General features: G+C 44.8%; 26 protein-coding genes. 15 read left to right on the forward strand and 11 right to left on the reverse strand.

The genetic code is table 11. From position 1 onward, the window contains the following. Positions 1-486: 486 nt before the first annotated feature. From QUF19_RS12850 to QUF19_RS12865, 4 genes are all read right to left on the reverse strand, one after another. The gene (locus QUF19_RS12850) at positions 487-1,620 is read right to left on the reverse strand and encodes a flagellin (RefSeq protein ID WP_004736189.1); all 1,134 of its coding nucleotides are present in this window, start codon (positions 1,618-1,620) and stop codon (positions 487-489) included. 297 nt (positions 1,621-1,917) lie between these two features. Beyond that, a complete protein-coding gene (locus QUF19_RS12855; RefSeq protein WP_286294432.1) occupies positions 1,918-3,051 on the reverse strand; it encodes a flagellin in 1,134 nt (377 codons plus the stop codon). A 122-nt stretch (positions 3,052-3,173) separates the two neighbouring features. Further along, complete coding sequence (locus QUF19_RS12860; RefSeq protein ID WP_286294433.1) at positions 3,174-4,097, reverse strand: Dyp-type peroxidase; 924 nt, start codon at positions 4,095-4,097, stop codon at positions 3,174-3,176. 65 nt (positions 4,098-4,162) lie between these two features. Continuing rightward, complete coding sequence (locus QUF19_RS12865; RefSeq protein WP_286294434.1) at positions 4,163-4,624, reverse strand: DUF2919 domain-containing protein; 462 nt, start codon at positions 4,622-4,624, stop codon at positions 4,163-4,165. A 109-nt stretch (positions 4,625-4,733) separates the two neighbouring features. Here QUF19_RS12865 and QUF19_RS12870 point away from each other — a divergent pair, with 109 nt between their 5' ends. Together QUF19_RS12870 and QUF19_RS12875 are read left to right on the forward strand one after the other, a co-directional pair. Continuing rightward, positions 4,734-5,078, forward strand: a complete 345-nt coding sequence (locus QUF19_RS12870; RefSeq protein ID WP_286294436.1) for a DUF2956 domain-containing protein — start codon at positions 4,734-4,736, stop codon at positions 5,076-5,078. Between the two features lie 12 nt (positions 5,079-5,090). Continuing rightward, positions 5,091-5,435, forward strand: coding sequence for a DUF4156 domain-containing protein (locus QUF19_RS12875; RefSeq protein ID WP_286294437.1), 345 nt, complete (start codon positions 5,091-5,093; stop codon positions 5,433-5,435). A gap of 80 nt (positions 5,436-5,515) precedes the next feature. Here the strand turns inward: QUF19_RS12875 and QUF19_RS12880 are convergent, their stop codons facing one another. Continuing rightward, a complete protein-coding gene (locus tag QUF19_RS12880) occupies positions 5,516-5,803 on the reverse strand; it encodes a winged helix-turn-helix domain-containing protein (protein ID WP_029223467.1) in 288 nt (95 codons plus the stop codon). Between the two features lie 205 nt (positions 5,804-6,008). Here QUF19_RS12880 and QUF19_RS12885 point away from each other — a divergent pair, with 205 nt between their 5' ends. The 4 genes from QUF19_RS12885 to QUF19_RS12900 all read left to right on the forward strand — a co-directional run bounded on the left by QUF19_RS12885 (position 6,009) and on the right by QUF19_RS12900 (position 8,529). After that, the gene (locus tag QUF19_RS12885) at positions 6,009-6,356 is read left to right on the forward strand and encodes an ArsC family reductase (RefSeq protein ID WP_017110361.1); all 348 of its coding nucleotides are present in this window, start codon (positions 6,009-6,011) and stop codon (positions 6,354-6,356) included. Positions 6,357-6,453: 97 nt separating this feature from the next. Further along, positions 6,454-7,590 (forward strand): succinyl-diaminopimelate desuccinylase, encoded by a 1,137-nt coding sequence (dapE, locus tag QUF19_RS12890; protein ID WP_286294441.1) that lies wholly within the window; start codon positions 6,454-6,456, stop codon positions 7,588-7,590. 46 nt (positions 7,591-7,636) lie between these two features. After that, a complete protein-coding gene (locus QUF19_RS12895) occupies positions 7,637-8,311 on the forward strand; it encodes a M15 family metallopeptidase (RefSeq protein WP_139685956.1) in 675 nt (224 codons plus the stop codon). Between the two features lie 8 nt (positions 8,312-8,319). Beyond that, positions 8,320-8,529, forward strand: coding sequence for a DUF2897 family protein (locus QUF19_RS12900; protein ID WP_017107222.1), 210 nt, complete (start codon positions 8,320-8,322; stop codon positions 8,527-8,529). Positions 8,530-8,694: 165 nt separating this feature from the next. Here QUF19_RS12900 and bamC read toward each other — a convergent pair whose 3' ends face one another. Both bamC and dapA read right to left on the reverse strand, forming a co-directional pair. After that, positions 8,695-9,741, reverse strand: coding sequence for an outer membrane protein assembly factor BamC (gene bamC / locus QUF19_RS12905; RefSeq protein WP_017107221.1), 1,047 nt, complete (start codon positions 9,739-9,741; stop codon positions 8,695-8,697). Positions 9,742-9,789: 48 nt separating this feature from the next. Continuing rightward, a complete protein-coding gene (gene dapA / locus QUF19_RS12910; RefSeq protein WP_029223468.1) occupies positions 9,790-10,668 on the reverse strand; it encodes a 4-hydroxy-tetrahydrodipicolinate synthase in 879 nt (292 codons plus the stop codon). 375 nt (positions 10,669-11,043) lie between these two features. Here dapA and QUF19_RS12915 point away from each other — a divergent pair, with 375 nt between their 5' ends. Together QUF19_RS12915 and bcp are read left to right on the forward strand one after the other, a co-directional pair. Beyond that, positions 11,044-11,586 carry a glycine cleavage system transcriptional repressor gene (locus QUF19_RS12915; protein WP_102435049.1) on the forward strand — a complete coding sequence of 181 codons (543 nt, stop codon included), beginning with the start codon at positions 11,044-11,046 and terminating at the stop codon, positions 11,584-11,586. Positions 11,587-11,598: 12 nt separating this feature from the next. Next, positions 11,599-12,069 (forward strand): thioredoxin-dependent thiol peroxidase, encoded by a 471-nt coding sequence (bcp, locus tag QUF19_RS12920; RefSeq protein ID WP_017079430.1) that lies wholly within the window; start codon positions 11,599-11,601, stop codon positions 12,067-12,069. Positions 12,070-12,226: 157 nt separating this feature from the next. Here the strand turns inward: bcp and QUF19_RS12925 are convergent, their stop codons facing one another. Beyond that, on the reverse strand, positions 12,227-13,303 hold the full coding sequence (locus QUF19_RS12925; RefSeq protein ID WP_286294448.1) for an AI-2E family transporter: 1,077 nt from the start codon (positions 13,301-13,303) through the stop codon (positions 12,227-12,229). Further along, positions 13,296-13,535 carry a sulfurtransferase TusA family protein gene (locus QUF19_RS12930; RefSeq protein WP_076656902.1) on the reverse strand — a complete coding sequence of 80 codons (240 nt, stop codon included), beginning with the start codon at positions 13,533-13,535 and terminating at the stop codon, positions 13,296-13,298. The genes QUF19_RS12925 and QUF19_RS12930 overlap by 8 nt, the downstream gene beginning before the upstream one ends. A 177-nt stretch (positions 13,536-13,712) precedes the next feature. Here QUF19_RS12930 and bepA point away from each other — a divergent pair, with 177 nt between their 5' ends. The 4 genes from bepA (at position 13,713) to QUF19_RS12950 (ending at position 16,677) form a co-directional block, all read left to right on the forward strand. Further along, entirely contained in the window at positions 13,713-15,167 is a 1,455-nt protein-coding gene (gene bepA, locus QUF19_RS12935) for a beta-barrel assembly-enhancing protease (protein ID WP_286294452.1), read from the forward strand. A gap of 125 nt (positions 15,168-15,292) precedes the next feature. Further along, complete coding sequence (gene arsC, locus QUF19_RS12940; protein ID WP_286294453.1) at positions 15,293-15,643, forward strand: arsenate reductase (glutaredoxin); 351 nt, start codon at positions 15,293-15,295, stop codon at positions 15,641-15,643. A gap of 6 nt (positions 15,644-15,649) precedes the next feature. Then, the gene (gene wrbA / locus QUF19_RS12945) at positions 15,650-16,243 is read left to right on the forward strand and encodes an NAD(P)H:quinone oxidoreductase (protein ID WP_286294455.1); all 594 of its coding nucleotides are present in this window, start codon (positions 15,650-15,652) and stop codon (positions 16,241-16,243) included. Beyond that, positions 16,240-16,677 (forward strand): DUF2069 domain-containing protein, encoded by a 438-nt coding sequence (locus QUF19_RS12950; protein WP_017107212.1) that lies wholly within the window; start codon positions 16,240-16,242, stop codon positions 16,675-16,677. Before wrbA ends, QUF19_RS12950 begins: the two co-directional genes overlap by 4 nt. Positions 16,678-16,791: 114 nt before the next feature. Here the strand turns inward: QUF19_RS12950 and QUF19_RS12955 are convergent, their stop codons facing one another. Next, complete coding sequence (locus QUF19_RS12955) at positions 16,792-18,051, reverse strand: DUF2066 domain-containing protein (RefSeq protein WP_286294462.1); 1,260 nt, start codon at positions 18,049-18,051, stop codon at positions 16,792-16,794. A 277-nt stretch (positions 18,052-18,328) separates the two neighbouring features. On the opposite strand from QUF19_RS12955, the gene QUF19_RS12960 reads away from it, so the two are divergent. Further along, positions 18,329-19,567, forward strand: coding sequence for a uracil-xanthine permease family protein (locus QUF19_RS12960; RefSeq protein WP_017107211.1), 1,239 nt, complete (start codon positions 18,329-18,331; stop codon positions 19,565-19,567). A 161-nt stretch (positions 19,568-19,728) separates the two neighbouring features. Here the strand turns inward: QUF19_RS12960 and upp are convergent, their stop codons facing one another. Continuing rightward, positions 19,729-20,355 (reverse strand): uracil phosphoribosyltransferase, encoded by a 627-nt coding sequence (upp, locus tag QUF19_RS12965; RefSeq protein ID WP_017060716.1) that lies wholly within the window; start codon positions 20,353-20,355, stop codon positions 19,729-19,731. 169 nt (positions 20,356-20,524) lie between these two features. Between upp and purM the strand changes: the two genes are divergently transcribed. After that, positions 20,525-21,565 carry a phosphoribosylformylglycinamidine cyclo-ligase gene (gene purM, locus QUF19_RS12970; protein ID WP_286294468.1) on the forward strand — a complete coding sequence of 347 codons (1,041 nt, stop codon included), beginning with the start codon at positions 20,525-20,527 and terminating at the stop codon, positions 21,563-21,565. A 120-nt stretch (positions 21,566-21,685) separates the two neighbouring features. Beyond that, on the forward strand, positions 21,686-22,372 hold the full coding sequence (purN, locus tag QUF19_RS12975; protein ID WP_286294469.1) for a phosphoribosylglycinamide formyltransferase: 687 nt from the start codon (positions 21,686-21,688) through the stop codon (positions 22,370-22,372). Positions 22,373-22,439 lie beyond the last annotated feature (67 nt).

A 22,439-nucleotide genomic window follows, 5' to 3' on the forward strand; every position in this document is an offset into this window, starting at 1 on the left:
AGCCACAGCAATACCAATCCTTAATTACCAACTAACCCACCCTACTTTGTTATTAAACCAAGTTAAACGCCATTCTAGGCGCTGCTCCTGCATGTTAAATCATAAGGGATGACTTTCGACCACAACAAAAGCCCTGACATCTAATTCGAATCAAGTTGCCACCAAAAGAGATCCCTGATATCTCGTTCTACTCGATTCTGAGATGACGACCAACGACTTCGATTCAAGTAGGCAATGAGTCAAATACCTCTCTATACCGTCATTCCCTACAGCGAGGGACGAGCGTGATAGGGAATCACGTTTTTGCTCCTTTCAGTACTACGGTACTTTCTCCAACGACACCCTTAACTAAATAACAGGCAATAAAAAACCCAGCCGAAGCTGGGTCTGTTTAGCGCTCATCTCTCACCACGAGCTAATTTGTGGAAGCCTAACGTCAACGTTTATGAGCAACAACGCTTTTAGTCAACGTGGCTTTTTAATCGATTAACCTAGTAGGCTAAGTGCCGAGTTCGGAGCTTGCTTCGCTTGAGCAAGAATCGAGCTTGAAGCTTGAGAAAGGATCTGAGATTTAGTCATCTGAGTCGTTTCTTTCGCGAAATCGGTATCTTTAATACGGCTCTTAGATGCGTTAACGTTCTCGTTAATGTTGTCTAAGTTGCTGATAGCGTGGTCGAAACGGTTTTGGAAAGCACCCAGTTCAGCACGGTGGCTGTCTACGTACTTAAGTGCCGCATCGATTACTGCTACAGACTCTTGTGCACCGCCAACTGATGTTACGTCGATAGTATCAACCGTTACATCTTTGCCAGGTTGCATGCCTAGTTCGCCAGCAAGGCTGCCAGAGAATGCCACTTCGCCTTCAACTTTGTTGTTACCAGTAAACATTTGTAGCTTACCGTCTTCAGTTACAGACGCTTTAACAGAGTCTTGTTGACCGTTGATGTAAGTTGCTAGCTCTTCGATGTCGTCGCCCGCTTTCGCAGACACATCGATTTCTTGTGCTTGGCCGAAGTTATCAGTGAACGACATTTTTAGGTCGTTTGCGCCAGCTTGAACGTTCCAGTCTTTGTCTTTCGCGTTCTCAGTTTGGTAGCTCTTACCACCCATCTGAGCGTTATCAGAACGCATGTCTTTCAGTTGAAGCATTACCGCTTCACCGTTATCCGCACCGATTTGGAATGATTTCGTACCGTGAGTACCGTTAAGCAGTTTGTTACCACCAAAAGACGTGGTTTCCGCAATACGGTTCAGTTCGTCGTTTAGTGCTGTTACTTCTTCTTGAATCGCTACACGCTCAGATTTTGAGTTTGAGCCGTTTGAAGATTGTAGAGACAAATCACGCATACGTTGCAGGATGTTTGTTGTCTCGTTCATTGCACCTTCAGCAGTTTGTGCAATTGAGATACCGTCGTTCGCGTTACGAACAGCAACATCAAGACCACGACTCTGAACGTTCAAACGGTTCGAGATTTGTAGGCCCGCAGCGTCATCTTTCGCGCTGTTGATTTTAGAGCCTGAAGCTAGACGCTCCATTGATGTTTGTTGTGCGCTGTTTGCGTTGTTTAGGTAACGTTGTGCTGTCATCGCTGAAACGTTGGTATTTACATTCACTGCCATGGTGACTTCTCCAATTGATTTTCCGGTATAGCGGTTTCCGACGTCTCGGAAAACCAAGTAGTTATCTCTAAGTTACTATTAATAACGGCGTGAATACTGAAACCTTTAGGAAAAAAACAATAAAATTAAAGAAATAGCGAGAAAGCGGAAGAAAGCGTGACTAGCCGTAAAATTATCAAAAAAAGATGAGAAAAACGCTAAAGTTGTCGAGATGTCAGTCGAGCGAAAAGTTGTATTTTTATTAACCAAAGGGCTTTAGTTAAGCTGAATTACCTTTATGAAATTCGAGGCGATTTATTAACCCAGTAAGGTTAAAGCAAGATTCGGCGCTTGCTTTGCTTGAGCCAATATTGTGGTACTCACTTGCTGCAGTATTTGCTGCTTGAGCATTTGAGTGGTTTCTTTGGCGTAGTCGGTATCTTTGATTCGGCTGTTGGATGTAGCCAAGTTCTCATGAACGTTTTCGAGATTGTTTATTGCATGGTCAAAGCGGTTTTGCATCGCGCCGAGTTCGGAGCGGTGACTATCCACATACTTCATCGCTGTATCCAAAATAGAGACAGCACGCTGCGCGCCACCCACATCGGTCACATTGATGTCATCGACTGATTCGTAATAACCCGCCGACATCGAAAGCTCACTGGCTAACGAACCTGAGAAAGAGATCGTGCCGGCCGTCTCTTCGCCTGACATATAGATCTGAAGCTGTCCTTCATCATTAACTGAAGCCGAGATCTGATCCGTTTGACCATTAATGTAAGTCGCCAACTCTTCAATATCATCGCCCGCTTTCGCGTTGATGGTTATCTCTTGTGGCTGACCAAAACGGTCGGTAAACGACATCGTCATATCATTCTGGTTGGATTTGACTTCCCACGAGTCACTTGCCATGCCATTGGCGACATAGCTAAAACCACCCATGTTGATGTCATCGGTACGCATGTTTTTCAAACCTATCTGCACCGCTTCACCAGAACTGCCACCGATTTGAAATGACGAGCTACCAAAGCTACCGTTAAGGAGTTTTTTACCGCCAAACGAAGTCGTTTCAGCAATTCGATTCAACTCATCATTTAAGGCGGTCACTTCTTCTTGAATAGCCGTCCTTTCCGACTGGCTATTCGAACCATTACTCGCTTGCAGCGACAAATCTCGCATGCGTTGCATGATATTAGTGGTTTCATTCATCGCTCCTTCTGCCGTCTGCATAATGGAGATTCCATCGTTCGCATTTCGAACCGCGACATCAATGCCGCTCATCTGCGCTTCTAATCGATTCGAAATTTGTAAGCCAGCCGCATCGTCTTTTGCACTATTAATACGACTCCCTGAAGCTAAGCGCTCCAAAGATTGGTTCAGCATGTTGTTGGCGTTCGACAGATTCCTCTGAGCCACCAGCGCTGAGACATTTGTATTAACAGTTATAGCCATAGACCTTCACTTACAAAAAGATGAATAAAACTCACGATTGCTCTTATATCGACCAATCTATCTAAAGCTTTAATAAAAAAGGAGCCCTGAGGCTCCCTTTGTTTATTCTATTTTGAGACGATTTACTTAACCGTTAATGCACTCAACATGTCAGTTGAAGGAGCAAAGTAGTAAGCGCCTGTCACCGCTTTAGTAAAACGCAGCAGTTGGTCTGTTTTACCATCTGTCACGCCGTACATGCTCTCTAACATCGCATCAAAGTTATGACGGACATTACAGTAAGCAATGAACAATAGGCCGTGATCGCCCGTTGCTGTACCGTAAGGCAAGCTGTGACGAACAATTTTAAGGCCCTTGCCTTCTTCTTTGATATCCACACGACCAACGTGAGACGCCGCAGGAACATCGTCTAGCTCAATTGAATCGGGCTTAGTGCGACCAACGACTTTCTCTTGTGCCGATACATTCAATCGGTTCCAAGCAGGTAGGTTATGCACAAAACGTTGCACCATCACATAACTACCGCCAGCAAATTCACCCTCAGGTACAATCGCCACTTCAGCGCGCTGTGCGTCTTTCGGGTTTTCTGTGCCATCAACGAAATCGGTCATGTCACGTGAATCTAGGAAGCGGTAACCGTAGGTTTCATCAACCACTTCAACGTCTGCCGCTACTTCAGATAGCAATTTACGTAGGATGAAGAAATGCAGATCGTGTCGATTTGAATGACAATGAATCAGAACATCAGACAATGTGCTCGGTGCTGTGATATCACCTTCACCAAGCGCTGGGAAATCAATGAGGTCAGACGGAGCAGCTTGCTCGAACTTATCCCAAAAAGCCTTTGAGAACGCAACCGACGCCGTTAAGTTCGCATCTGGTTGAGTTTGGTTGAGCTCTTCGATTAGCGAAGGAATCTTTTGAATTTCTGCTAGTACGTTAGCAGTGTTAGCATTCACTTTTAATTGAACGTAAAGAGCAAAAGGCCCAGCTTCTGGCAAGATAGCACTTTGAACGTTAGGCTGCTCATTTGAGACATTAAGCATAGATTATTCCTTCCAGTTTTAGCTTCTAAGTATAATTGTGAATGGGACAAATGTTTTGATGAGAATCAGTCTTCGTGCTCAACCACTTTAAAGCAATCCCTCGCGGCATGACTATTGGTTAGAAAAAGCGCTAACCACAGGAGCAACAACAAGGTGATGCCGTTTGACCAGCGGAACCATCCGTTATCCAGATAGATTAAATAAATGGTATGAGACCCCTGTGCCAAGATAGCCATCATGGTGACCCAACGCCCCCAAGATACAACTTTATTGAGACGCTTTCTCTCTGGTGTTCTGAGCCCAAACAACCACATCAGTAGCAAGCTAGGGACACTCAAAGCAATTCCGACATAAAACATCTGGTGATCTGGATAGATGATCTCGAGGATATCCGTTCCCGACTCTCGGCTTGCGCCCGCAACAATGAAAACGACCAAGGCTTTCGCAAGAAACAGCCAACCTAACCATAGTAAGATTGGGGCTTTCAAAAAGCCGTGTTTGTCGTATTGTTCTATGGAGTACCGCACAAATCTCACTTTCACTTATTTTCAAACCAACACTTTAACGCAAATCATTCATACTTAACTAGGTTTGCGTTATCTTATTGGTTAATCCGTTTTAATTATCGAACTCAGTATGAAAAATAAAACTAATACACCGTCTGTTGAATCTCAACAAGAAGCACTGAAGATAGCCAAAGCGACGCAAAAACCAGCTCAAACCAAAGAACACACAAAGTTGATTGCTCAGGGTATCGAGAAAGGCATCGCACTTTACAAGAAACAGCAAAAAGAACGCAGTCGCCAAGCTGATAAAGCAAAAAAACGCGTACAGAAAGAGAAGCAGACTCAACAAGCTAATCTAGACGAAGAGAACAATGTAGACGCAAGTATTGAAACAACATCAAATCACGCCAGTAAATTGCCGTGGTTACTATTGATCGCAAGCTGGGTTGGTTTCGCGATTTATTTGATGAAATAGCAGGGTTAACGTATGAAAAAGGAATTAGTCGCTTTAGCTATGACTGGCATATTATTAGGGTGCACGACACCGACGACAGTCCCACATAGCGAAGCTGACCAAGTACAAATGGATTATCACGGACTGATTGATATCAACAAGTGCGAGTACAAAGGGGAAGTCACAGGCAGCGAAGGCCACTGGTACAGCTACCTATTCTTCCCAAATGACACTCTGATTCAAGGCGCAATGAACGAATTAAAATCCAACGCCATTGAATTAGGAGCAAACACCATCATATTTACCCTTCCCCAAGACTTTAGTACTTCCGTCACTATGCTTGGTACAGCCTACCTGTGTAAGAGAGAAAGTGTGTAAGAGAGAAAGTTAATCAGTAAATCGGCATCTCGTTATGGTTTGATTTTACGACGCCCAAAAGAAAGCCAGCTTTCGCTGGCTTATGCACTAAATCCAAGGCTTGTTGCTATATCGCCTTTACGTTCGATAACCCATTGACTATCAAATGGCCCCCAGTCGGATAACTGGTAATAACCATCATTATGACGTCGCCCATCTTGAACAAACATAAGTTCGATACCGATCCCCGGTAACGCCTTGAGTACATCTTGAATAGTACGACGAGGCCAACCCGTTTTTTCGATGAGTTTAGGCACATTTGGCCTATCAAGGCTTTCCACTAACAATGCTAAATATAGCCGCCTTGCAAAAACAGGACTCAACTCCATTGACACCTCCTATATATGTGCAACTCAATTATTTCTTTTTTCGCTGACAACATGTTGAGGCTGATCAATAAGTCTCCAATAGTGACATTTTCTTACTGTTTTTTTTCACTCTATGAAATATTCCTCACTCTATTTTGTCTGAATTGCAGCTTCCTGATAGGATTCAACTCATAACAACGAAATAAAATCACCCAAAGGAAGAATAATGACTATCACTATGTTTGGCATTCCGAACTGCGACACCATCAAAAAAGCAAAAAAATGGCTAGAAGCTGAAGGTATCGAGTTCGAATTTCACGATTATCGTAAACAAGGCATCACTGAAGAGTTAGTAACAAGCTTCTGTTCAGAGCTTGGTTGGGAGTTGGTGCTAAACAAACGTGGTACGACTTATCGCCAACTTACTCAAGAACAAAAAGACACGCTAACGGAAGAAAAAGCCGTGGCTCTGCTTGTTGAACAACCAGCAATGATTAAGCGCCCAATCTTGAAAGTGGATGGCAAGCTTCATATTGGCTTCAAAGCTGACCAATACGCTGCTATTTTCGCATAATCAGCAGTATTAGAACAAATAACAAAGCGTTGAACCTCCCCTGTTCAGCGCTCAACAATTAATGACTAGACGTTTTATTTAAACAAGGAATTCAAGGATGACAGATAGCCCAACTTTGGCTCTGGCAAAAGACCTCATTAGCCGTCAATCGGTAACCCCTGAAGATGCAGGTTGCCAAGACCTGATGATTGAACGCTTAAAAGCATTAGGCTTTGAAATCGAAGTGATGGTATTTGAAGATACGACGAACTTCTGGGCTCGCCGTGGTACAGAAGCGCCTCTATTTGCTTTTGCTGGCCACACAGATGTTGTACCTGCAGGCCCAATTGAGCAGTGGAACACTAAACCATTCGAACCGACTATTGTAGATGGTTTCCTACATGGTCGCGGCGCGGCAGATATGAAAGGTTCTCTAGCTTCAATGATCGTTGCGGTAGAACAGTTCATCGCTAAGCACCCTGATCACACAGGCTCAATCGGTTTCCTTATCACGTCAGATGAAGAAGGTCCTTTCATCAACGGTACAGTACGTGTTGTTGAAGCGCTGATGGCTCGTGGCGAGAACATCGACATGTGTATTGTGGGTGAACCATCAAGTACTGAGTACGTCGGTGATGTCGTGAAAAACGGCCGTCGTGGTTCTATCACTGGCGATCTAACGGTTAAAGGCACACAAGGTCATGTTGCTTACCCTCACCTAGCGAACAACCCGGTACACAGCTCTCTGCTTGCGATCAACGAACTAACAACGACCGAGTGGGACAAAGGTAATGACTACTTCCCGCCGACCAGCTTCCAGATCCCCAATGTAAGTGCGGGTACTGGTGCGTCAAACGTAATTCCTGGTGAATTTAATGTTCAGTTTAACCTTCGCTTTAGCACAGAGTTAAATAACGACGTCATCGTTGAGAGAATCACAACTACACTCGACAAGTACGATTTCGAATACGATTTGAAATGGACATTCAATGGCGACCCGTTCTTAACAGACGCAGGCTCACTGCTTGATGCTATTGTGGATGCCGTTGGCCACGTTAATGACGTAAAACCAGCACTACTGACTACAGGTGGTACATCTGACGGACGCTTTATTGCGCGCATGAAGGGGCAAGTGGTAGAACTAGGTCCAGTTAATGCAACCATTCACAAGGTTAACGAATGCGTGAAAGTAGCTGACTTAGAGAAGCTAACCGACATGTATGAAAGAACACTAGTGAATCTGTTCGCTAAATAGTTCTTTCATCAGCTATTGATAGCATCCAATTATTGAGAGACGCGTTATGACACCAGAGCAGCTTACCGGACAATCAGATTCTCATCTGGAACCTAGCCTGATTGGCACCAAGACCTTCTTGGTCCACAGTGACGTCAAAGATGATCTGAACAACTTGATTGAAGCTGCTCAACTCGCTGGTTTTAAAATGGAGATTGCCAGTGGCTTTCGCGACTATGAAAGGCAATCTCTGATTTGGAACCGCAAGTTTTCTGGTCAAGCACCGATATTAGACTCAGAAAGCCAACCACTGGATGCTTCAACACTCAGTGAACATCAAAAGTTGTCGGCGATCCTGAGATGGTCTGCGCTTCCTGGGGCGAGTCGTCACCATTGGGGTTGTGACTTTGATGTCTTTGCTCGTAATCATTTACCTGAAGGCGCGCAACTACAGCTGGAACCATGGGAATACCTTACTGGCCACCAGCAAGCGTTTTACCAATGGCTTGTTGCCAATGCATCTCAATATGGGTTCTTCTTTCCTTACAGCCAAGACCTCGGCGGTGTGGCGATAGAACCTTGGCATATTAGCCACCGTAAAGTTTCACAGTTGTGTTTATCACAGTTATCTCCCACTTTACTTGGCAAGCAACTCCAATCTAAGCCAATATTAGGGTATGAGATAATTATGGAGCAGCTAGACGAGATCTATGCGCGCTTCGTGGCGAATATCAGTCATTAGGAGCGCTTATGTTGGAGTGGCTTACAAACCCTTGGGTTATCATCATCATCGTGGTTAGCGTTGTGGTGGGTAATATTGCTGCGCTCAAACAGACCGCCAATATGGATCTGACAGGTCGTAACAAAACAGAGAAAGACTTAGACAAGCTCAATCAATTGGATAAACAGAACCAAGAGAAAGCTCAAGAAGATAAGTCCACAGAGAACAAAGACACTTAACCTAATGCCTTTGATACTCTAGCTCCAACAAGTCAGTTGTGTTGTTATCCCTTGCTAGCAAATAAACAACACAAATAGACAACAGATAGATAAAACGCTGACAAACAGACATAAAAAAGAGGACACAGTGTGTCCTCTTTTTATTTGTCAAAATCAGCTCAGGGCTTATTCCGCTTTTGCTTCTTTCTTATCTTTGGTTTGATCAGCAACGTGTGCCAATACCGGAACCATTGACTTCAGTAGCTCTTCTTCTACTGGCTTACCTGATGCATCCGTTACGTTAATTGACGTACGGTTACCAAGATCACCAAATAAGAAGGTGTAAGTACCTGGCGCTAGATCAATAGGTTGTAGGCCAATTGTTTCCCAGAATTCATCATCAGGCGCTGCGTATTTCGCTTTCACGGTACCTTGAGACTGGTTACGCTCTTCAAGCTCGAAGCCCATTTGAGGTAGCAGTTCAGGCAAGCGTTGCCACAATACGTTGTAAGGCGTACGCGCGATAATCACAGGGAAACCACTGCGGTCAGCACCCATTGAAATAGGGATACGTTTCACTAACTCTTGCGCTTTCAGTGCAGCTTCAGCACGAAGATTTTCATCGTACTTAGCCATCACAAGGTTCGTTAGGAACGCGTTGTAACGCTCTTTATTGGTTGCCGATACAGGTTTCTCTTCAGAACCTTCACGCCAATCAATCAGGTTAATCTTGAAGCCATGACGATTGTTCGCTTGGAAACGAGAGATAGAATAGCGGCTGCCAATCTCTACTTCTTCGTCTTCAGAAACCCAAGTTACCCAATCGGTCTCAATGTCGTTCTCTGATTGCTCACGAATGCCAATGCCACGCTGAGCTAGCATGTCTACCGCGGTTTGCCACACTCGGTCCGCTTCTTCAGCACGAAGAAGCCATAGTGTCACTTCACCGTTTTGACGCTCAGCTCGAGCACCTGGGATCAGTTCAAGAACCTGTTGAGGCGGACGAATATCCACTTGACGACCTGTACCACCACTGAATTCACCGCTTGGGATATCAAAATTTGGGTAGAACTGAGGTTGAGCATCTTCAGGCAATTGCCATTGTGAAAACTCAGGTGTTTCTAAGTATTCGAAATCATCTTTGGCTTGGCGACGTTGAGTCGGGCTGCCAGAACATGCTGTAAGAACGAAAACAGCCAGTGACCCAATCACTAGCTGGTGAGAATACTTCATTTATACTCCTAAATGCCGAAGGTTCGCTTCGGCATCATTTCATACGTTTTAGTAAATACACGCTTCAGTCATTGCTTGAGCAACAACAGGTTGAGCTGGCTTTGACAATTCAGTCAGCGGTAGACGTAAGCCACCTTCAGCAATCAGACCCAATTTGTGAACCGCCCATTTTACGGGAATAGGGTTAGATTCAACGAACAAGTTTTTGTGAAGAGGCATCAAACGCTCATTGATCGCTTCTGCTTCTTCAAACTTACCTTCTTTCGCTAGTTTGAACATGGTTGCCATATCAGCAGCTGCAACATTATTGGTTACAGAGATAACACCATCACCACCACGCTTAACAAATTCTAGACCTGTTAAGTCATCACCACTTAGTAAGATAAAGTCTTCGCCACAAAGTTCACGGTGAATTGCAATTCTGTCGAGATCACCCGTCGCATCTTTAAGTGCAACGATGTTTTCGATCTCAGCAAGGCGAGCAACCGTTTCTGGTAACAAGTCAACGGCAGTACGACCCGGAACATTGTATAGGATTTGTGGAACGTCACTAACTTCAGCAATCGCTTTGTAGTGTTGGTACAAACCTTCTTGAGTCGGTTTGTTGTAATAAGGCGTTACGCTCAGGCAACCAGCAATACCAGAACCGTTCAACAAACGGCTGAATAACACTGATTCGTGAGTGGCATTTGCGCCTGTACCTGCGATAACAGGGATACGACCATCGGCAAATTCAACGATCTTATTGACGACTTTGACATGCTCTTCAATAGTGAGCGTAGAAGACTCACCTGTTGTGCCAACCGCAACCAGACCATCACTACCTGCAGCAACATGGTACTCAACCAACTTTTTAAGGCTGTCGAAATCCACTTCACCATCTGTATTAAATGGCGTAACTAGCGCAACGATACTTCCTGAAAACATGTCTATCTCCCTTAATTTATTCTTTTTGCATGTTACTGTAAGCCGATCAATAAACACAAGACATTAAAGTGGCTTACTGGCAACAACTGCATTAAATATTGTCGTATGTTTGAGGTAAAACGACTTCTAACGTCGTTCTATCTGAAAATTTAGGTCATCTACGCTCAATCTAACGGATAGGGCCAAACTAGATGTCAGTAACAGGTAAGCTGTCGCAGCGCAGCGTTATCTTGTTTTTTTAGCCTCCTCGATATTCCTAACATTTGTTGCGCACCGGAAGGCGAACGCCTGATAAAAGCCCCCCTCGCACACTTATTCCTCTTGTTAACTGTGCTAACATGCATGCATCAATGGAATATATAGAGACGTGATTTTATGACTCAACATCTAGTAATCACAGCTGTGGGCACTGATCGCCCAGGTGTATGTAACCAAGTGGTTCACTTGGTCACCCAATCAGGCTGTAACATTATTGATAGCCGCATCGCCCTATTCGGCGAAGAATTTACGCTTATCATGCTACTGTCTGGAAAGGCAAACAACATCACTCGTGTTGAAACCACTCTGCCTTTGCTCGGTCAGGAGCACGACTTGATTACGATAATGAAGCGCACCTCAACTCATGATGTGATTGAGAACTCTTATACCGTAGAGGTCTTCGTTGAGTCAGAAGATAAAATCGGCCTTACCGAGCAGTTCACTCAGTTCTTTGCTGACCGCAACATCGGACTCGACTCGCTGAGCGCCCGAACCATCAATAAGTCCAAGGTTCAGCTCGACAACGACCAATTCCATATCTCTATTACCGCTTCTGTGCAATCAGAATGTAATTTGATGCAGCTACAAGAAGAATTCGACGCGCTGTGTCAGAGCCTATCCGTACAAGGCTCGCTCAACTTTATTAAAAACAGTCTCTAAAAAGGAAATGTCATGAATACGCTAACGGCTGGTGTTCCAGCACCTGCTTTTTCTCTTCCAGATCAAGATGGCAATATCGTATCTCTTGGTGACTTCAAGGGTAAAAAAGTACTTTTCTACTTTTACCCAAAAGCAATGACCCCAGGTTGTATCGTGCAAGCGGAAGGCCTGCGTGATATCAAAGCACAACTTGATGACCTCAATGTCGTGGTTTTGGGTGTGAGTGTTGATCCAGTCAAACGCCTACCAAACTTCGTTGAGAAAAAATCTCTGAACTTCACTCTATTATCAGATGAAGACCACAGCGTTGCTGAACAGTTTGGCGTTTGGGGCGAGAAGAAATTCATGGGCAAAGTATACGATGGTCTGCATCGTATTAGCTTCCTCATTGATGAAGAAGGTCAGATTGAACACGTCTTCAACAAGTTCAAAACCAAGACTCACCACGAAGTGGTTTTAGATTACTTCAACCCAGAAGCTTAATCTCGATTTCAGAGAGTTGATTCTCTAAGTTCATACCTAGCGAATCTAAATACACCACTCATTAAGCCAAATGTAAAAAGGCGACTATCATCGATAGTCGCCTTTTTTATACTTATTCAAATTAATAGCTTGTTCAATTACTATTGGCTTTCAGAGGCTACTGCTGATGTTCAGGGTCATCATCGAGAGCATGACTCGGTAAGGCATTCCAAACCGCTTTCACTAACGTCGCCAGCGGGATTGCAAAGAACACGCCCCAGAACCCCCACAGTCCACCAAACACCAATACCGCAACAATAATAGCGACTGGGTGCAGGTTCACTGCTTCAGAGAACAGAACCGGAACCAACACGTTACCATCTAGCGCTTGGATGATGCCGTACGCAAGTAACAGCCAGTAGAACTGAGGTTCTAGCCCCCATTGGAACAAACCAACAATCGCCACAGGTACCGTTACCGCTGCCGCACCGATATAGGGAATCAATACAGAGAAACCAACCGCGACCGCTAACAAGACTGAATAGCGAAGATCTAAAATCGCGAAGGTTACATAACTCACACCACCAACGATTAAAATCTCGAGAACCTTACCGCGAATGTAATTGGAGATTTGCTGGTTCATCTCTACCCATACTTTGGTCGCCAAACGACGATTTCGAGGAAGCACTCCACTTGCCATTCTGATCATCTCTTCTTTATCTTTCAGTAAGAAGAAAATCAGCAGCGGTACAAGAATCAGGTAAACCGCCAGTGTCGCCAAGCTGACAAGAGACGCTAAAGAACCTTTAACAACGCTTTCGCCAAAGCCTAATGCTTTGTTCTTCGCGTTAGACATAACTGACTCAACAATCTGCAAGTTAGCCAGTTCAGGGTAACGCTCTGGAATCGTCGCGATGAACTTTTGTAGGCTGCCATACATGCTTGGAATATCATTGATTAGGTTGCCCACTTGCTCCCAAATGGTCGGTACCAAACCAAATATCGCCAATAGCATCACGCTAAAAAATATTAGGATAACCAACATCACCGACGGTGTTCTTGGAACACCTAACCGTTGAAGTTGGGTAACAGGCCACTCAAGCAAGTAAGCCAACACAATTGCCACCAATAATGGCGCAATTAGGTGACCAAAGAAGTAGATCGTAATAAAGCCGAATAGAATGATGGCAACCAAACTGACAGCATGGGGATCAGAGAAACGTCGTTTATACCAACGATTGACCATTTCAAGCATCTGACTGCAATTCCTTTTTAGTGACGAGGAGATGATGGTAATTAGAGCAAACCTCAGTGATGACGTCATAGGCTTGCTTAGACAAAAAAGTAACAATATCTTTCATCGAGCTATTATCAGAGACATAAATTGACAATGACTGTCCGACTTCTAACTTTACACTGTGACGCTTGGCTAATAATAAAGCCATTGGACATCGCTCTTGGCGTAAATCTAGAATATTAGGTGTCATTCTTGGGCTCGATGCTTATTATAAGGGTCGTATTGTAATCTGTTTTTGAAAACGCGCCATCATTCATTCACTACCTTCATGATAGCGCACGCACTTGGTAAAGGTTAAATCAGATAAAGAACCAATTTGCATTGCACTTGTCTTACTGTCAGATGAAACGGAGTATTACTGACTAATATGTTTAAACGCGCTCGTTCAATTGCTTGCTTATGCATCGCAGCCACATTAAGCACACCAACGTTGGCGAATACCAATGGTTTGGAGCTACCGGATATCGGCACCGCTGCTGGCGGCACACTCACTATCGACCAAGAACTTATCTATGGTGATGCCTACATGCGCATCATCAGAAGCAGCCAGCCCATCGTCAACGACCCTGTTCTCAACCAATATATCGATACGCTCGGCCATCGCCTTGTCGCGAACGCGAATGATGTAAAGACCCCTTTCCAGTTCTTTATGATCCGTGACCGCAACATTAACGCCTTCGCTTTTTTTGGCGGTTACGTGGCGCTGCACTCAGGTCTGTTCCTGCATGCTCAATCAGAAAGTGAACTCGCCTCGGTATTAGCGCACGAAATCGCGCACGTTACCCAACGTCACTTAGCACGTAGTATGGAAGACCAAGCTCGTCGTTCTCCTGCGACTATCGCAGCACTTGCAGCTTCTGTATTACTGGCAATTGCAGCCCCTGAAGCGGGTATTGCTGCATTAACCGCAACAACGGCGGGTAACATGCAAAGCCAAATCAACTACACCCGTAGTAATGAAAAAGAAGCCGACCGCTTTGGTATCAACACGCTCGCAAAAGCTGGATTCGATGTAAATGCGATGCCACGTTTCTTCGGTCGTTTGGCTGATGAATACCGCTACGCAAGCACACCACCACCAATGCTGCTAACTCACCCATTACCAGAAGACCGAATCACAGATTCTCGTGCCCGTGCTCGCAGTTATCCGCCACTTAAACTGGCTCCTTCATTAGATTACCACCTAGCGAGAGCTCGTATTGTCGCGCGCTATGCGGGTATCAACAATGATGCGGCCTTAGATTGGTTTGAACGCAAACTGAAGAAAGCACCGAAAGCCATGGTGCCTTCATTAGAATATGGCCAAGCACTGGTTTATCTAGATTCTAAAAAATTGGATAAAGCTGAGCCGATTCTGACCAAGCTCATCAACAGCGATCCAACCAACCTGTTTTATTTAGATGCAATATCAGATCTGCACATTGAACAGAAAAAGCCTGAGATTGCGATTAAAGAACTTGAATCAGCACTGGTTCGTCAACCAAACAACTCGGTTCTGACCATTAACTACGCCAATGCGCTGATTGAGAATGAAAATTTCCCAGAAGCCGTTCGCGTATTACAGCGTTACACGCACGATAATCCGAACGACACCAATGGCTGGCACCTACTTTCAAAGGTAAATACGAGCTTAGGTAATAGCGACGAAGATCTTGCCGCTCGCGCAGAAATTTTGGCACTGCAAGCCAACTGGAACAAAGCGATTCAGTACTACACGCAGGCCAGCCAAATCGCAGAGCTCGGCAGCCTAAAACAAGCACGTTATGATGCTCGAATTGACCAGTTAATGATTCAGCGCGAACGTTTCTTATCGCTGCAATAAGCTTGTTTTATTAGCCGTCATTCTTGGTAAAAGAATAAAAACAACGCTCAACATTACATAATAAAGAAGCCATTCAGGTGGCTTCAACTGAACAACTAAATCAAAAATAATAATGAGGAAGAACCATGTCTGTCGTGATTTATCATAACCCACGTTGCTCAAAGAGCCGTCAAACTCTCGAACTACTTGAAGCAAACGGCGTACAGCCTGAGGTTATCAAATACCTAGACACACCTTTAACTGTCGAACAGCTTAAAGTGCTTTTCACTCAGCTTGGTTTTACCAGCGTGCGCGAGATGATGCGCACTAAAGAAGCAGATTACAAAGAAGCAAATCTTGGTGATGCAGCGGTGACTGATGAAGCTCTTTTCTCAGCAATGGCAGCAAACCCAAAACTGTTTGAACGCCCTGTTGTTGTCGCGAACAACAAAGCAAAAATTGGTCGCCCACCAGAGCAAGTACTAGAGATTCTGTAAGCCAATATGAGCATTAACATTCTTGTTCTCTACTACAGTCGCCACGGCAACACACAAGCGCTAGCAAGACAAATCGCACGAGGGGTTGAATCTATCCCGAACTGCGAAGCCATGCTGAGAACGGTAAACGACGTGTACACGGTAGAAGAGCAGCCTGATTCGCGTTATCAACCGACAGATCCTATCGCGACCTTGCAAGAGCTTCGTTCTTGCGATGGTTTAGCACTAGGCAGCCCAGTTTGGTTCGGCAATATGGCTGGGCCAATGAAGCACTTTTGGGATAGCACGACATCAATGTGGATCAATGGCGATCTCATCGATAAGCCAGCTTGTGTCTTTACTTCTTCCTCATCACTGCATGGTGGTCAAGAGACGACACAGCAAAGCATGATGCTGCCTCTACTTCACCATGGCATGTTAGTCGTGGGAATCCCCTACTCAGAACCTGCGCTGCACACCACTCAAACCGGTGGCACACCCTACGGTGCAAGCAGTACTGGAGAGAGCGCTTCATTAAGCAAAGAAGAAATTGAGTTAGCGCAGAACCTAGGTAAACGCTTATCACGCATAGCTATCAACCAGAAGGGAATCTCTCAATGATGTATATGCCAGAAACGGCTATGTCTCCCAAAACCAAGCTCTTTCGCTACCTAGCGTTAGCAGGTAACTTGCTGCTTTTATTTTGGGTAGTGGCTTGGCAGATGACGCTTTCACCGCACCCGCACCTTAGCAATGTCACACTTGCGATTGCTTGGGCTGTACCGCTGTTACTGCCATTACCGGGCATTCTAGCAGGCAAGCCTTATACGCACGCTTGGGCGAATTTCGTCTTAATGCTCTACTTCCTACACGCGTTAACGATTATGTATGTAGACGGTGGAGAGCGTTTGTTAGCAGCTGTAGAACTACTCCTGACTAGCCTAGGCTTCGCAGGTAATATCTTGTTTACCCGTTTTAGAGCCAAAGAGTTAGGTATTAAGCTTAAGCGCCTTTCTGAAGTAGAAAAGAAAGAGAAAGCGAAATTCGAGCAATAATATTGATTCGATGCTTTAGAGCTTACATAACACCAGAACAACAAAAAGCCCTGCGAGATAACTCTTGCAGGACTTTTTCATAATGTCATTTCAATCAGTCATTTTGGTAGACGATTACGAGCGAACCCATTCATATACTAGGCTTGGCTTAGCGTGTACTGGTGCTGTTACAGTAAGTTCTTCTTCACCAGATTCGTCTAACGTTACATCAGAAGTACCTGTTGGCTCAGCATCCGTAGATACCTCACTGCCTTTAATCACCTGAACGCTTGAGTCAATCTCGCTACTCTCAGCATCAACAGCGTCTGTTGAATCATCGCCGACAGACATGGAGTTGTCTTGCGTTTCAAATTCAGGGCTCACTTCAGGTTCAATGTAAGACTCTTCAACCTTCGCGACTTGGCGAATGCTTTCAACTTCTTGCTCAAACTCTTGTTGAGTCGACAATAAGTGAATTCGGAAGGTCACTTCGTTGTTTTGAATCTTAAGGATATCTAGGCTTGCCACTGAGTTTAAACGCTTAAGTGCACTCTCCAACTGGAAGAAATCTTGCGCGTTATTCAGGCTAATAAACTGCGTTAAGATTGATTCCGAAGATTCACTCGCAACCGTTACTGCGCTCTTACTCGCGTAGTAGTTACTGATTTGGTCAACAAGCTTCTTAGAAGTCGTCGCACTGTTGCCCGATACTGAACCACTGACTGGCGATTTTGGTGCGCTCGTCAGTTGGTTTGGTTTTTGGTCATACAGAGTCCAGCGTAATCCAGAAGATTGAGCCTTAATCACCAATACAGCATCAACCGGGTAACGCTGACTCGCTTTGCTGATTGGCGTAACAAAGCTACCCCAAAGATCAGAGGTCGCAATACCAGTAATATCGTCAAAATCACCGACTGGTAACGTCAGGGGTAAGCCGCGCTCTTTTGCGTTCGCTTGTAAGCCTGCAGCCAACTGTGAGTTCGAATGTTCCCACACAATGTTCTTGTCGTAGTTCTGCTCTTCTACTAGCCAAACAAGGATGTTTGAACGCGTGTCAGGCCAGTACGGCAACTGTGCTTGCGTCAATAGAGAACGGATTTGAGCACCGTTAAAACGCATACGCAACGTTGATTGGTCATTGCTCTCGCCAAAACTCATTTGAGACATGTACTGCGAACTCTTACGCATCGCCTTTTGAATCGTCTCATTCGAAGCGACATCGGTTTGGCCAGTCGCACGTATTAATACCTGCTCCATACCTGTATTTCTTGCCACTTGCTCTGGCTGTTTGTTTTCAGCGTTAATCGCAACTTCAGCACTAAAAATATCTACTTGAGTTAAGGCATAACTCGGAGAGGCTAATAGTCCCATCAACAACAATGCTATGTAGCGCATACTGATCCTAATATTCAAATCTTGTGCCTAGATGATAAGCAACTATGGATTGAGGGGCAAGGTCGATAGCGCCCACTGTGTTTAATAACCTTAAAATATCACCTGGCCATGATAAATCGCTCACTTATAAACTGAGTTTTTCGGGCGACGATGGATATAAAACATCACTAAGATAAATAAATTTGATCTATTTGGTGTGGCAATCGATTGCTAAGTGATAGAATCCCGCGAATTTTATTTTTCACTTTTCATATAACGACCATTTTAAGGACATAACATGAAAAATGCTCTGCAAGGTGCGCAAATGCTGTTTGTAGCGTTTGGTGCGCTTGTACTGGTGCCGCTACTAACAGGACTTGATCCCAACGTTGCACTCTTTGGCGCAGGTATCGGTACCCTTTTATTCCAACTTATTACACGCCGTTCAGTACCAATCTTCTTAGCATCTTCTTTTGCATTCATCGCCCCTATCATGTTTGGTATTCAAACTTGGGGTGTAGGTGCAACCATGGGCGGCCTAATGGCAGCCGGTGTTGTGTATGTATTAATGGGTGCGTTGATTAAAGTACGTGGCGTAGCCTTCATCCATAAGCTGCTTCCACCCGTCGTGGTTGGCCCTGTGATCATGGTGATCGGTTTAGGTCTTGCTCCTGTTGCGGTAAACATGGCGCTAGGTAAAACAGGCGACGGTGCAGTCCAGCTTATCGATGCAGACGCAGCATTGTGGATTTCATCTATTTCATTGCTAGTGACGATTGTCATCAGTGTGTTCTCGAAAGGCTTCCTTAAGCTACTACCTATCTTTGGTGGCATTGTCGCGGGTTACATCACAAGCTTGGTTTACGGTGTCGTTGATTTCACACCAGTTGCCCAAGCTGCTTGGTTAGCTCTACCTAACTTCACCGCGCCAGAGTTCAATATCAACGCTATCTTCTTTATGGTGTTTGTTGCGATTGCACCGGCCGTTGAACACGTTGGCGACATGCTTGCTATCTCTAACGTAACCGGCAAAGACTACCTTAAAAAACCAGGTCTACACCGCACGATCACAGGTGACGGTGTGGCGACGATTGCAGCTTCTATGCTGGGCGCGCCACCAAACACAACCTACAGTGAAGTAACAGGTGCGGTAATGCTGACGAAAGCATTTAACCCAGTAATCATGACTTGGGCTGCAGTAACAGCGATTGTTCTAGCACTGGTTGGTAAGTTAGGTGCTCTACTTCAAACGATTCCAGTTCCTGTAATGGGCGGCATCATGATTCTACTGTTTGGTTCAATCGCAACAGTCGGCCTGAACACCCTAATTCAGAGCAAAGTTGACCTACACAAATCACGTAACCTTGTGATTGTCGGTATTACTCTAGTATTCGGTATTGGCGGCATGGCATTTGGCATCGGTGACTTTAGCCTTCAAGGCGTAAGCTTATGCGGTATCGTGGCGATTCTACTGAACCTAGTCCTTCCTGAAGAGCTAGGCGACAACACCGTTGTAGATAAAGCGCAAATAGACTAACTGCAAATCAACGAACTAATAGAGGCTTGTTATACTCAGTAAAGAGCATCACAAGCTAGCAAGATCAAAAAAGGGAGAGCATCGAATGCTCTCCCTTTTTATTAATACGGCTAATTCAGCAAGTTAAGAAACGGTTTAGAGTCACTTACGCTGAAACCGAATTACTTAGTACCGAAGATCTTATCACCAGCATCGCCAAGACCAGGAACAATGTAGCCCTTGTCGTTTAGCTTCTCATCGATTGCAGCCGTGTAAAGCTCAACGTCTGGGTGCGCTTTTTCTAGAGCAGCGATACCTTCAGGAGCCGCTACAAGCACAAGAATCTTAAAGTGCTTACAACCTTTCTCTTTCATTAGGTCGATCGTTGCAATCATAGAACCACCTGTCGCAAGCATTGGATCTACCACTAGAGCAATACGCTCGTCGATGTTAGATGCAAGCTTGTTGAAGTATGGTACTGGCTCAAGCGTTTCTTCGTCACGGTAGATACCAACAACGCTGATACGTGCACTTGGGATGTGCTCAAGAACGCCGTCCATCATGCCTAGACCAGCACGCAAGATTGGCACTACAGTTACTTTTTTACCTTTAATTTGGTCAACTTCAACTGGACCGTTCCAACCATTAATAGTTACACGCTCAGTTTCAAAGTCTGATGTCGCTTCGTATGTTAGAAGGCTACCCACTTCTGTCGCTAGCTCACGAAAACGCTTAGTGCTAATCTCACCTTCACGCATCAGGCCAATTTTATGTTTTACTAGCGGGTGTTTCACTTCAACAACTTTCATTTCCAACTCCGGCAATATTTAAACAAACCTGTAGATTATACACGAACTCTAAGGTTATTTCAGAATCTTTATTCTAATAAAAAAAACCGCGCAAACGTTTGCTCTTGGTAATCAAGCCCTGTTAGAATAGCGCCGTTTTCACATCCAACTTAAGTTCGAGGACTATCCCGTGAGTGGTAATACTTCTTCTCTAAGCTACAAAGACGCTGGTGTTGATATCGACGCAGGTAATGCACTAGTAGACCGTATTAAAGGTGCCGTTAAACGCACTCGTCGCCCTGAAGTAATGGGCGGTATTGGTGGCTTTGGCGCCCTATGTGAACTTCCAACGAAATACAAAGAGCCAGTGCTTGTTTCAGGTACTGATGGTGTTGGTACTAAACTTCGCCTTGCTTTGGATATGAAAAAACACGACACCATTGGTATCGACCTAGTGGCAATGTGTGTGAACGATCTAATCGTTCAAGGTGGTGAGCCGCTATTCTTCCTAGACTACTACGCAACAGGTAAGCTAGATGTAGATACAGCAGCAGACGTTGTTTCAGGTATTGCTGAAGGTTGTGTTCAAGCAGGTTGTGCACTAATCGGTGGCGAAACGGCTGAAATGCCAGGCATGTACGAAGGCGACGACTACGACGTTGCTGGCTTCTGTGTTGGTGTTGTAGAAAAAGCTGACATCATTGATGGTACTAAAGTAGCAGCAGGCGACGCACTTATCGCTGTTGGCTCAAGCGGTCCACACTCAAACGGTTACTCTTTGATTCGTAAAGTTCTAGAAGTTTCTGGTGCTGATAAAAATGAAGAACTAGAAGGTCGCACTATCGGTGAGCACCTACTAGAACCTACTAAGATTTACATCAAATCGGCACTTAAGATGATTGCAGAGCATGACATTCATGCTATTTCGCACATCACAGGTGGTGGTTTCTGGGAAAACATCCCACGCGTACTTCCAGAAAGCACTAAAGCAGTGATTGATGGCAAGAGCTGGGAATGGCCTGCTATTTTCAGCTGGCTACAAGAGAAAGGAAACGTGGAGACATTTGAAATGTACCGCACTTTCAACTGTGGCGTAGGTCTAATTGTTGCTCTACCTAAAGATCAAGCAGACGCTGCTGTTGAACTACTGAAAGCTGAAGGCGAAAACGCTTGGGTTATCGGTGAGATCGCAAACGCTGAAGCTGGCGAAGAGCAAGTTGAAATTAAATAAGTGATACGTTCACTTACTTAGTTAATAAATGAGGACCTATTGGTCCTCATTTTGCTATTTAGCCCGCAGAAAACCTTAGTTTATGTAGGTAAATTGTAAATACTTTAGTTAACCAATCGCATGACCCACTCTATGAAGAACAGCCATTCTATGAATAACAGTCACTCTAAGAAAAACATCGTCGTTTTAGTCTCAGGAAGCGGAAGCAACTTACAAGCTATTTTGGATGCCTGTGACAACCACACGATTGACGCCTCTGTTAAGGCCGTTTTCTCAAATAAAGAGGATGCTTTTGGTCTAGAGCGCGCAAAATCAGCAGATGTTGACGCTCACTCGGTGAATCCAAAAGAATTTAACTCGCGTGAAGAGTTTGATCATGAATTGATGGTTCAGATCGATGCTTACCAACCCGACCTGATTGTACTCGCTGGCTACATGCGCATTCTGAGTTCAGAGTTTGTTCGTCATTACGCGGGTAAAATGATCAATATCCACCCTTCTTTGTTACCTAAATATCCAGGGCTGCACACCCACCAGCGTGCTATTGATGCTCAGGACAAAGAGCATGGCACCAGTGTCCACTTTGTTACCGAAGAGCTCGACGGTGGCCCTGTAATCTTACAAGCTAAGGTACCAGTATTTGAAGGGGATGATGCCGACATGCTAGCAAGCCGAGTGCTCACCCAAGAACACTGCATTTACCCTATGGTCTGCAAATGGTTCGCGGAAGATCGTTTATCAATGGCAAACGGACAAGCAATCTTAGACGGTAAACCATTAGGCAAGCACGGTTACGCAGAAGAGTAATTCGTCAGAAATCAAATCAAATCAAATCAAATCAAATCAAAAAAAGGCCGCTTACTGATTTATTAGT

Origin of the sequence: Vibrio sp. FE10, assembly GCF_030297155.1 — a bacterium.
GTDB classification, from domain to species: domain Bacteria; phylum Pseudomonadota; class Gammaproteobacteria; order Enterobacterales; family Vibrionaceae; genus Vibrio; species Vibrio apostichopi.

Excerpts from the sequence above, each read along its gene's own strand:
- purN (WP_286294469.1), top strand. The coding sequence starts at position 21,686 with ATGACCCACTCTATGAAGAACAGCCATTCTATGAATAACAGTCACTCT.
- bepA (WP_286294452.1), top strand. The coding sequence starts at position 13,713 with ATGTTTAAACGCGCTCGTTCAATTGCTTGCTTATGCATCGCAGCCACA.
- bamC (WP_017107221.1), bottom strand. The coding sequence starts at position 9,741 with ATGAAGTATTCTCACCAGCTAGTGATTGGGTCACTGGCTGTTTTCGTT.
- QUF19_RS12880 (WP_029223467.1), bottom strand. The coding sequence starts at position 5,803 with ATGGAGTTGAGTCCTGTTTTTGCAAGGCGGCTATATTTAGCATTGTTA.
- QUF19_RS12895 (WP_139685956.1), top strand. The coding sequence starts at position 7,637 with ATGACACCAGAGCAGCTTACCGGACAATCAGATTCTCATCTGGAACCT.
- QUF19_RS12950 (WP_017107212.1), top strand. The coding sequence starts at position 16,240 with ATGATGTATATGCCAGAAACGGCTATGTCTCCCAAAACCAAGCTCTTT.
- QUF19_RS12900 (WP_017107222.1), top strand. The coding sequence starts at position 8,320 with ATGTTGGAGTGGCTTACAAACCCTTGGGTTATCATCATCATCGTGGTT.
- QUF19_RS12850 (WP_004736189.1), bottom strand. The coding sequence starts at position 1,620 with ATGGCAGTGAATGTAAATACCAACGTTTCAGCGATGACAGCACAACGT.
- upp (WP_017060716.1), bottom strand. The coding sequence starts at position 20,355 with ATGAAAGTTGTTGAAGTGAAACACCCGCTAGTAAAACATAAAATTGGC.
- bcp (WP_017079430.1), top strand. The coding sequence starts at position 11,599 with ATGAATACGCTAACGGCTGGTGTTCCAGCACCTGCTTTTTCTCTTCCA.
- QUF19_RS12875 (WP_286294437.1), top strand. The coding sequence starts at position 5,091 with ATGAAAAAGGAATTAGTCGCTTTAGCTATGACTGGCATATTATTAGGG.
- QUF19_RS12930 (WP_076656902.1), bottom strand. The coding sequence starts at position 13,535 with ATGACACCTAATATTCTAGATTTACGCCAAGAGCGATGTCCAATGGCT.
- QUF19_RS12955 (WP_286294462.1), bottom strand. The coding sequence starts at position 18,051 with ATGCGCTACATAGCATTGTTGTTGATGGGACTATTAGCCTCTCCGAGT.
- QUF19_RS12925 (WP_286294448.1), bottom strand. The coding sequence starts at position 13,303 with ATGCTTGAAATGGTCAATCGTTGGTATAAACGACGTTTCTCTGATCCC.
- dapA (WP_029223468.1), bottom strand. The coding sequence starts at position 10,668 with ATGTTTTCAGGAAGTATCGTTGCGCTAGTTACGCCATTTAATACAGAT.
- arsC (WP_286294453.1), top strand. The coding sequence starts at position 15,293 with ATGTCTGTCGTGATTTATCATAACCCACGTTGCTCAAAGAGCCGTCAA.
- QUF19_RS12885 (WP_017110361.1), top strand. The coding sequence starts at position 6,009 with ATGACTATCACTATGTTTGGCATTCCGAACTGCGACACCATCAAAAAA.
- QUF19_RS12960 (WP_017107211.1), top strand. The coding sequence starts at position 18,329 with ATGAAAAATGCTCTGCAAGGTGCGCAAATGCTGTTTGTAGCGTTTGGT.
- QUF19_RS12855 (WP_286294432.1), bottom strand. The coding sequence starts at position 3,051 with ATGGCTATAACTGTTAATACAAATGTCTCAGCGCTGGTGGCTCAGAGG.
- QUF19_RS12860 (WP_286294433.1), bottom strand. The coding sequence starts at position 4,097 with ATGCTTAATGTCTCAAATGAGCAGCCTAACGTTCAAAGTGCTATCTTG.
- dapE (WP_286294441.1), top strand. The coding sequence starts at position 6,454 with ATGACAGATAGCCCAACTTTGGCTCTGGCAAAAGACCTCATTAGCCGT.
- wrbA (WP_286294455.1), top strand. The coding sequence starts at position 15,650 with ATGAGCATTAACATTCTTGTTCTCTACTACAGTCGCCACGGCAACACA.
- QUF19_RS12870 (WP_286294436.1), top strand. The coding sequence starts at position 4,734 with ATGAAAAATAAAACTAATACACCGTCTGTTGAATCTCAACAAGAAGCA.
- QUF19_RS12915 (WP_102435049.1), top strand. The coding sequence starts at position 11,044 with ATGACTCAACATCTAGTAATCACAGCTGTGGGCACTGATCGCCCAGGT.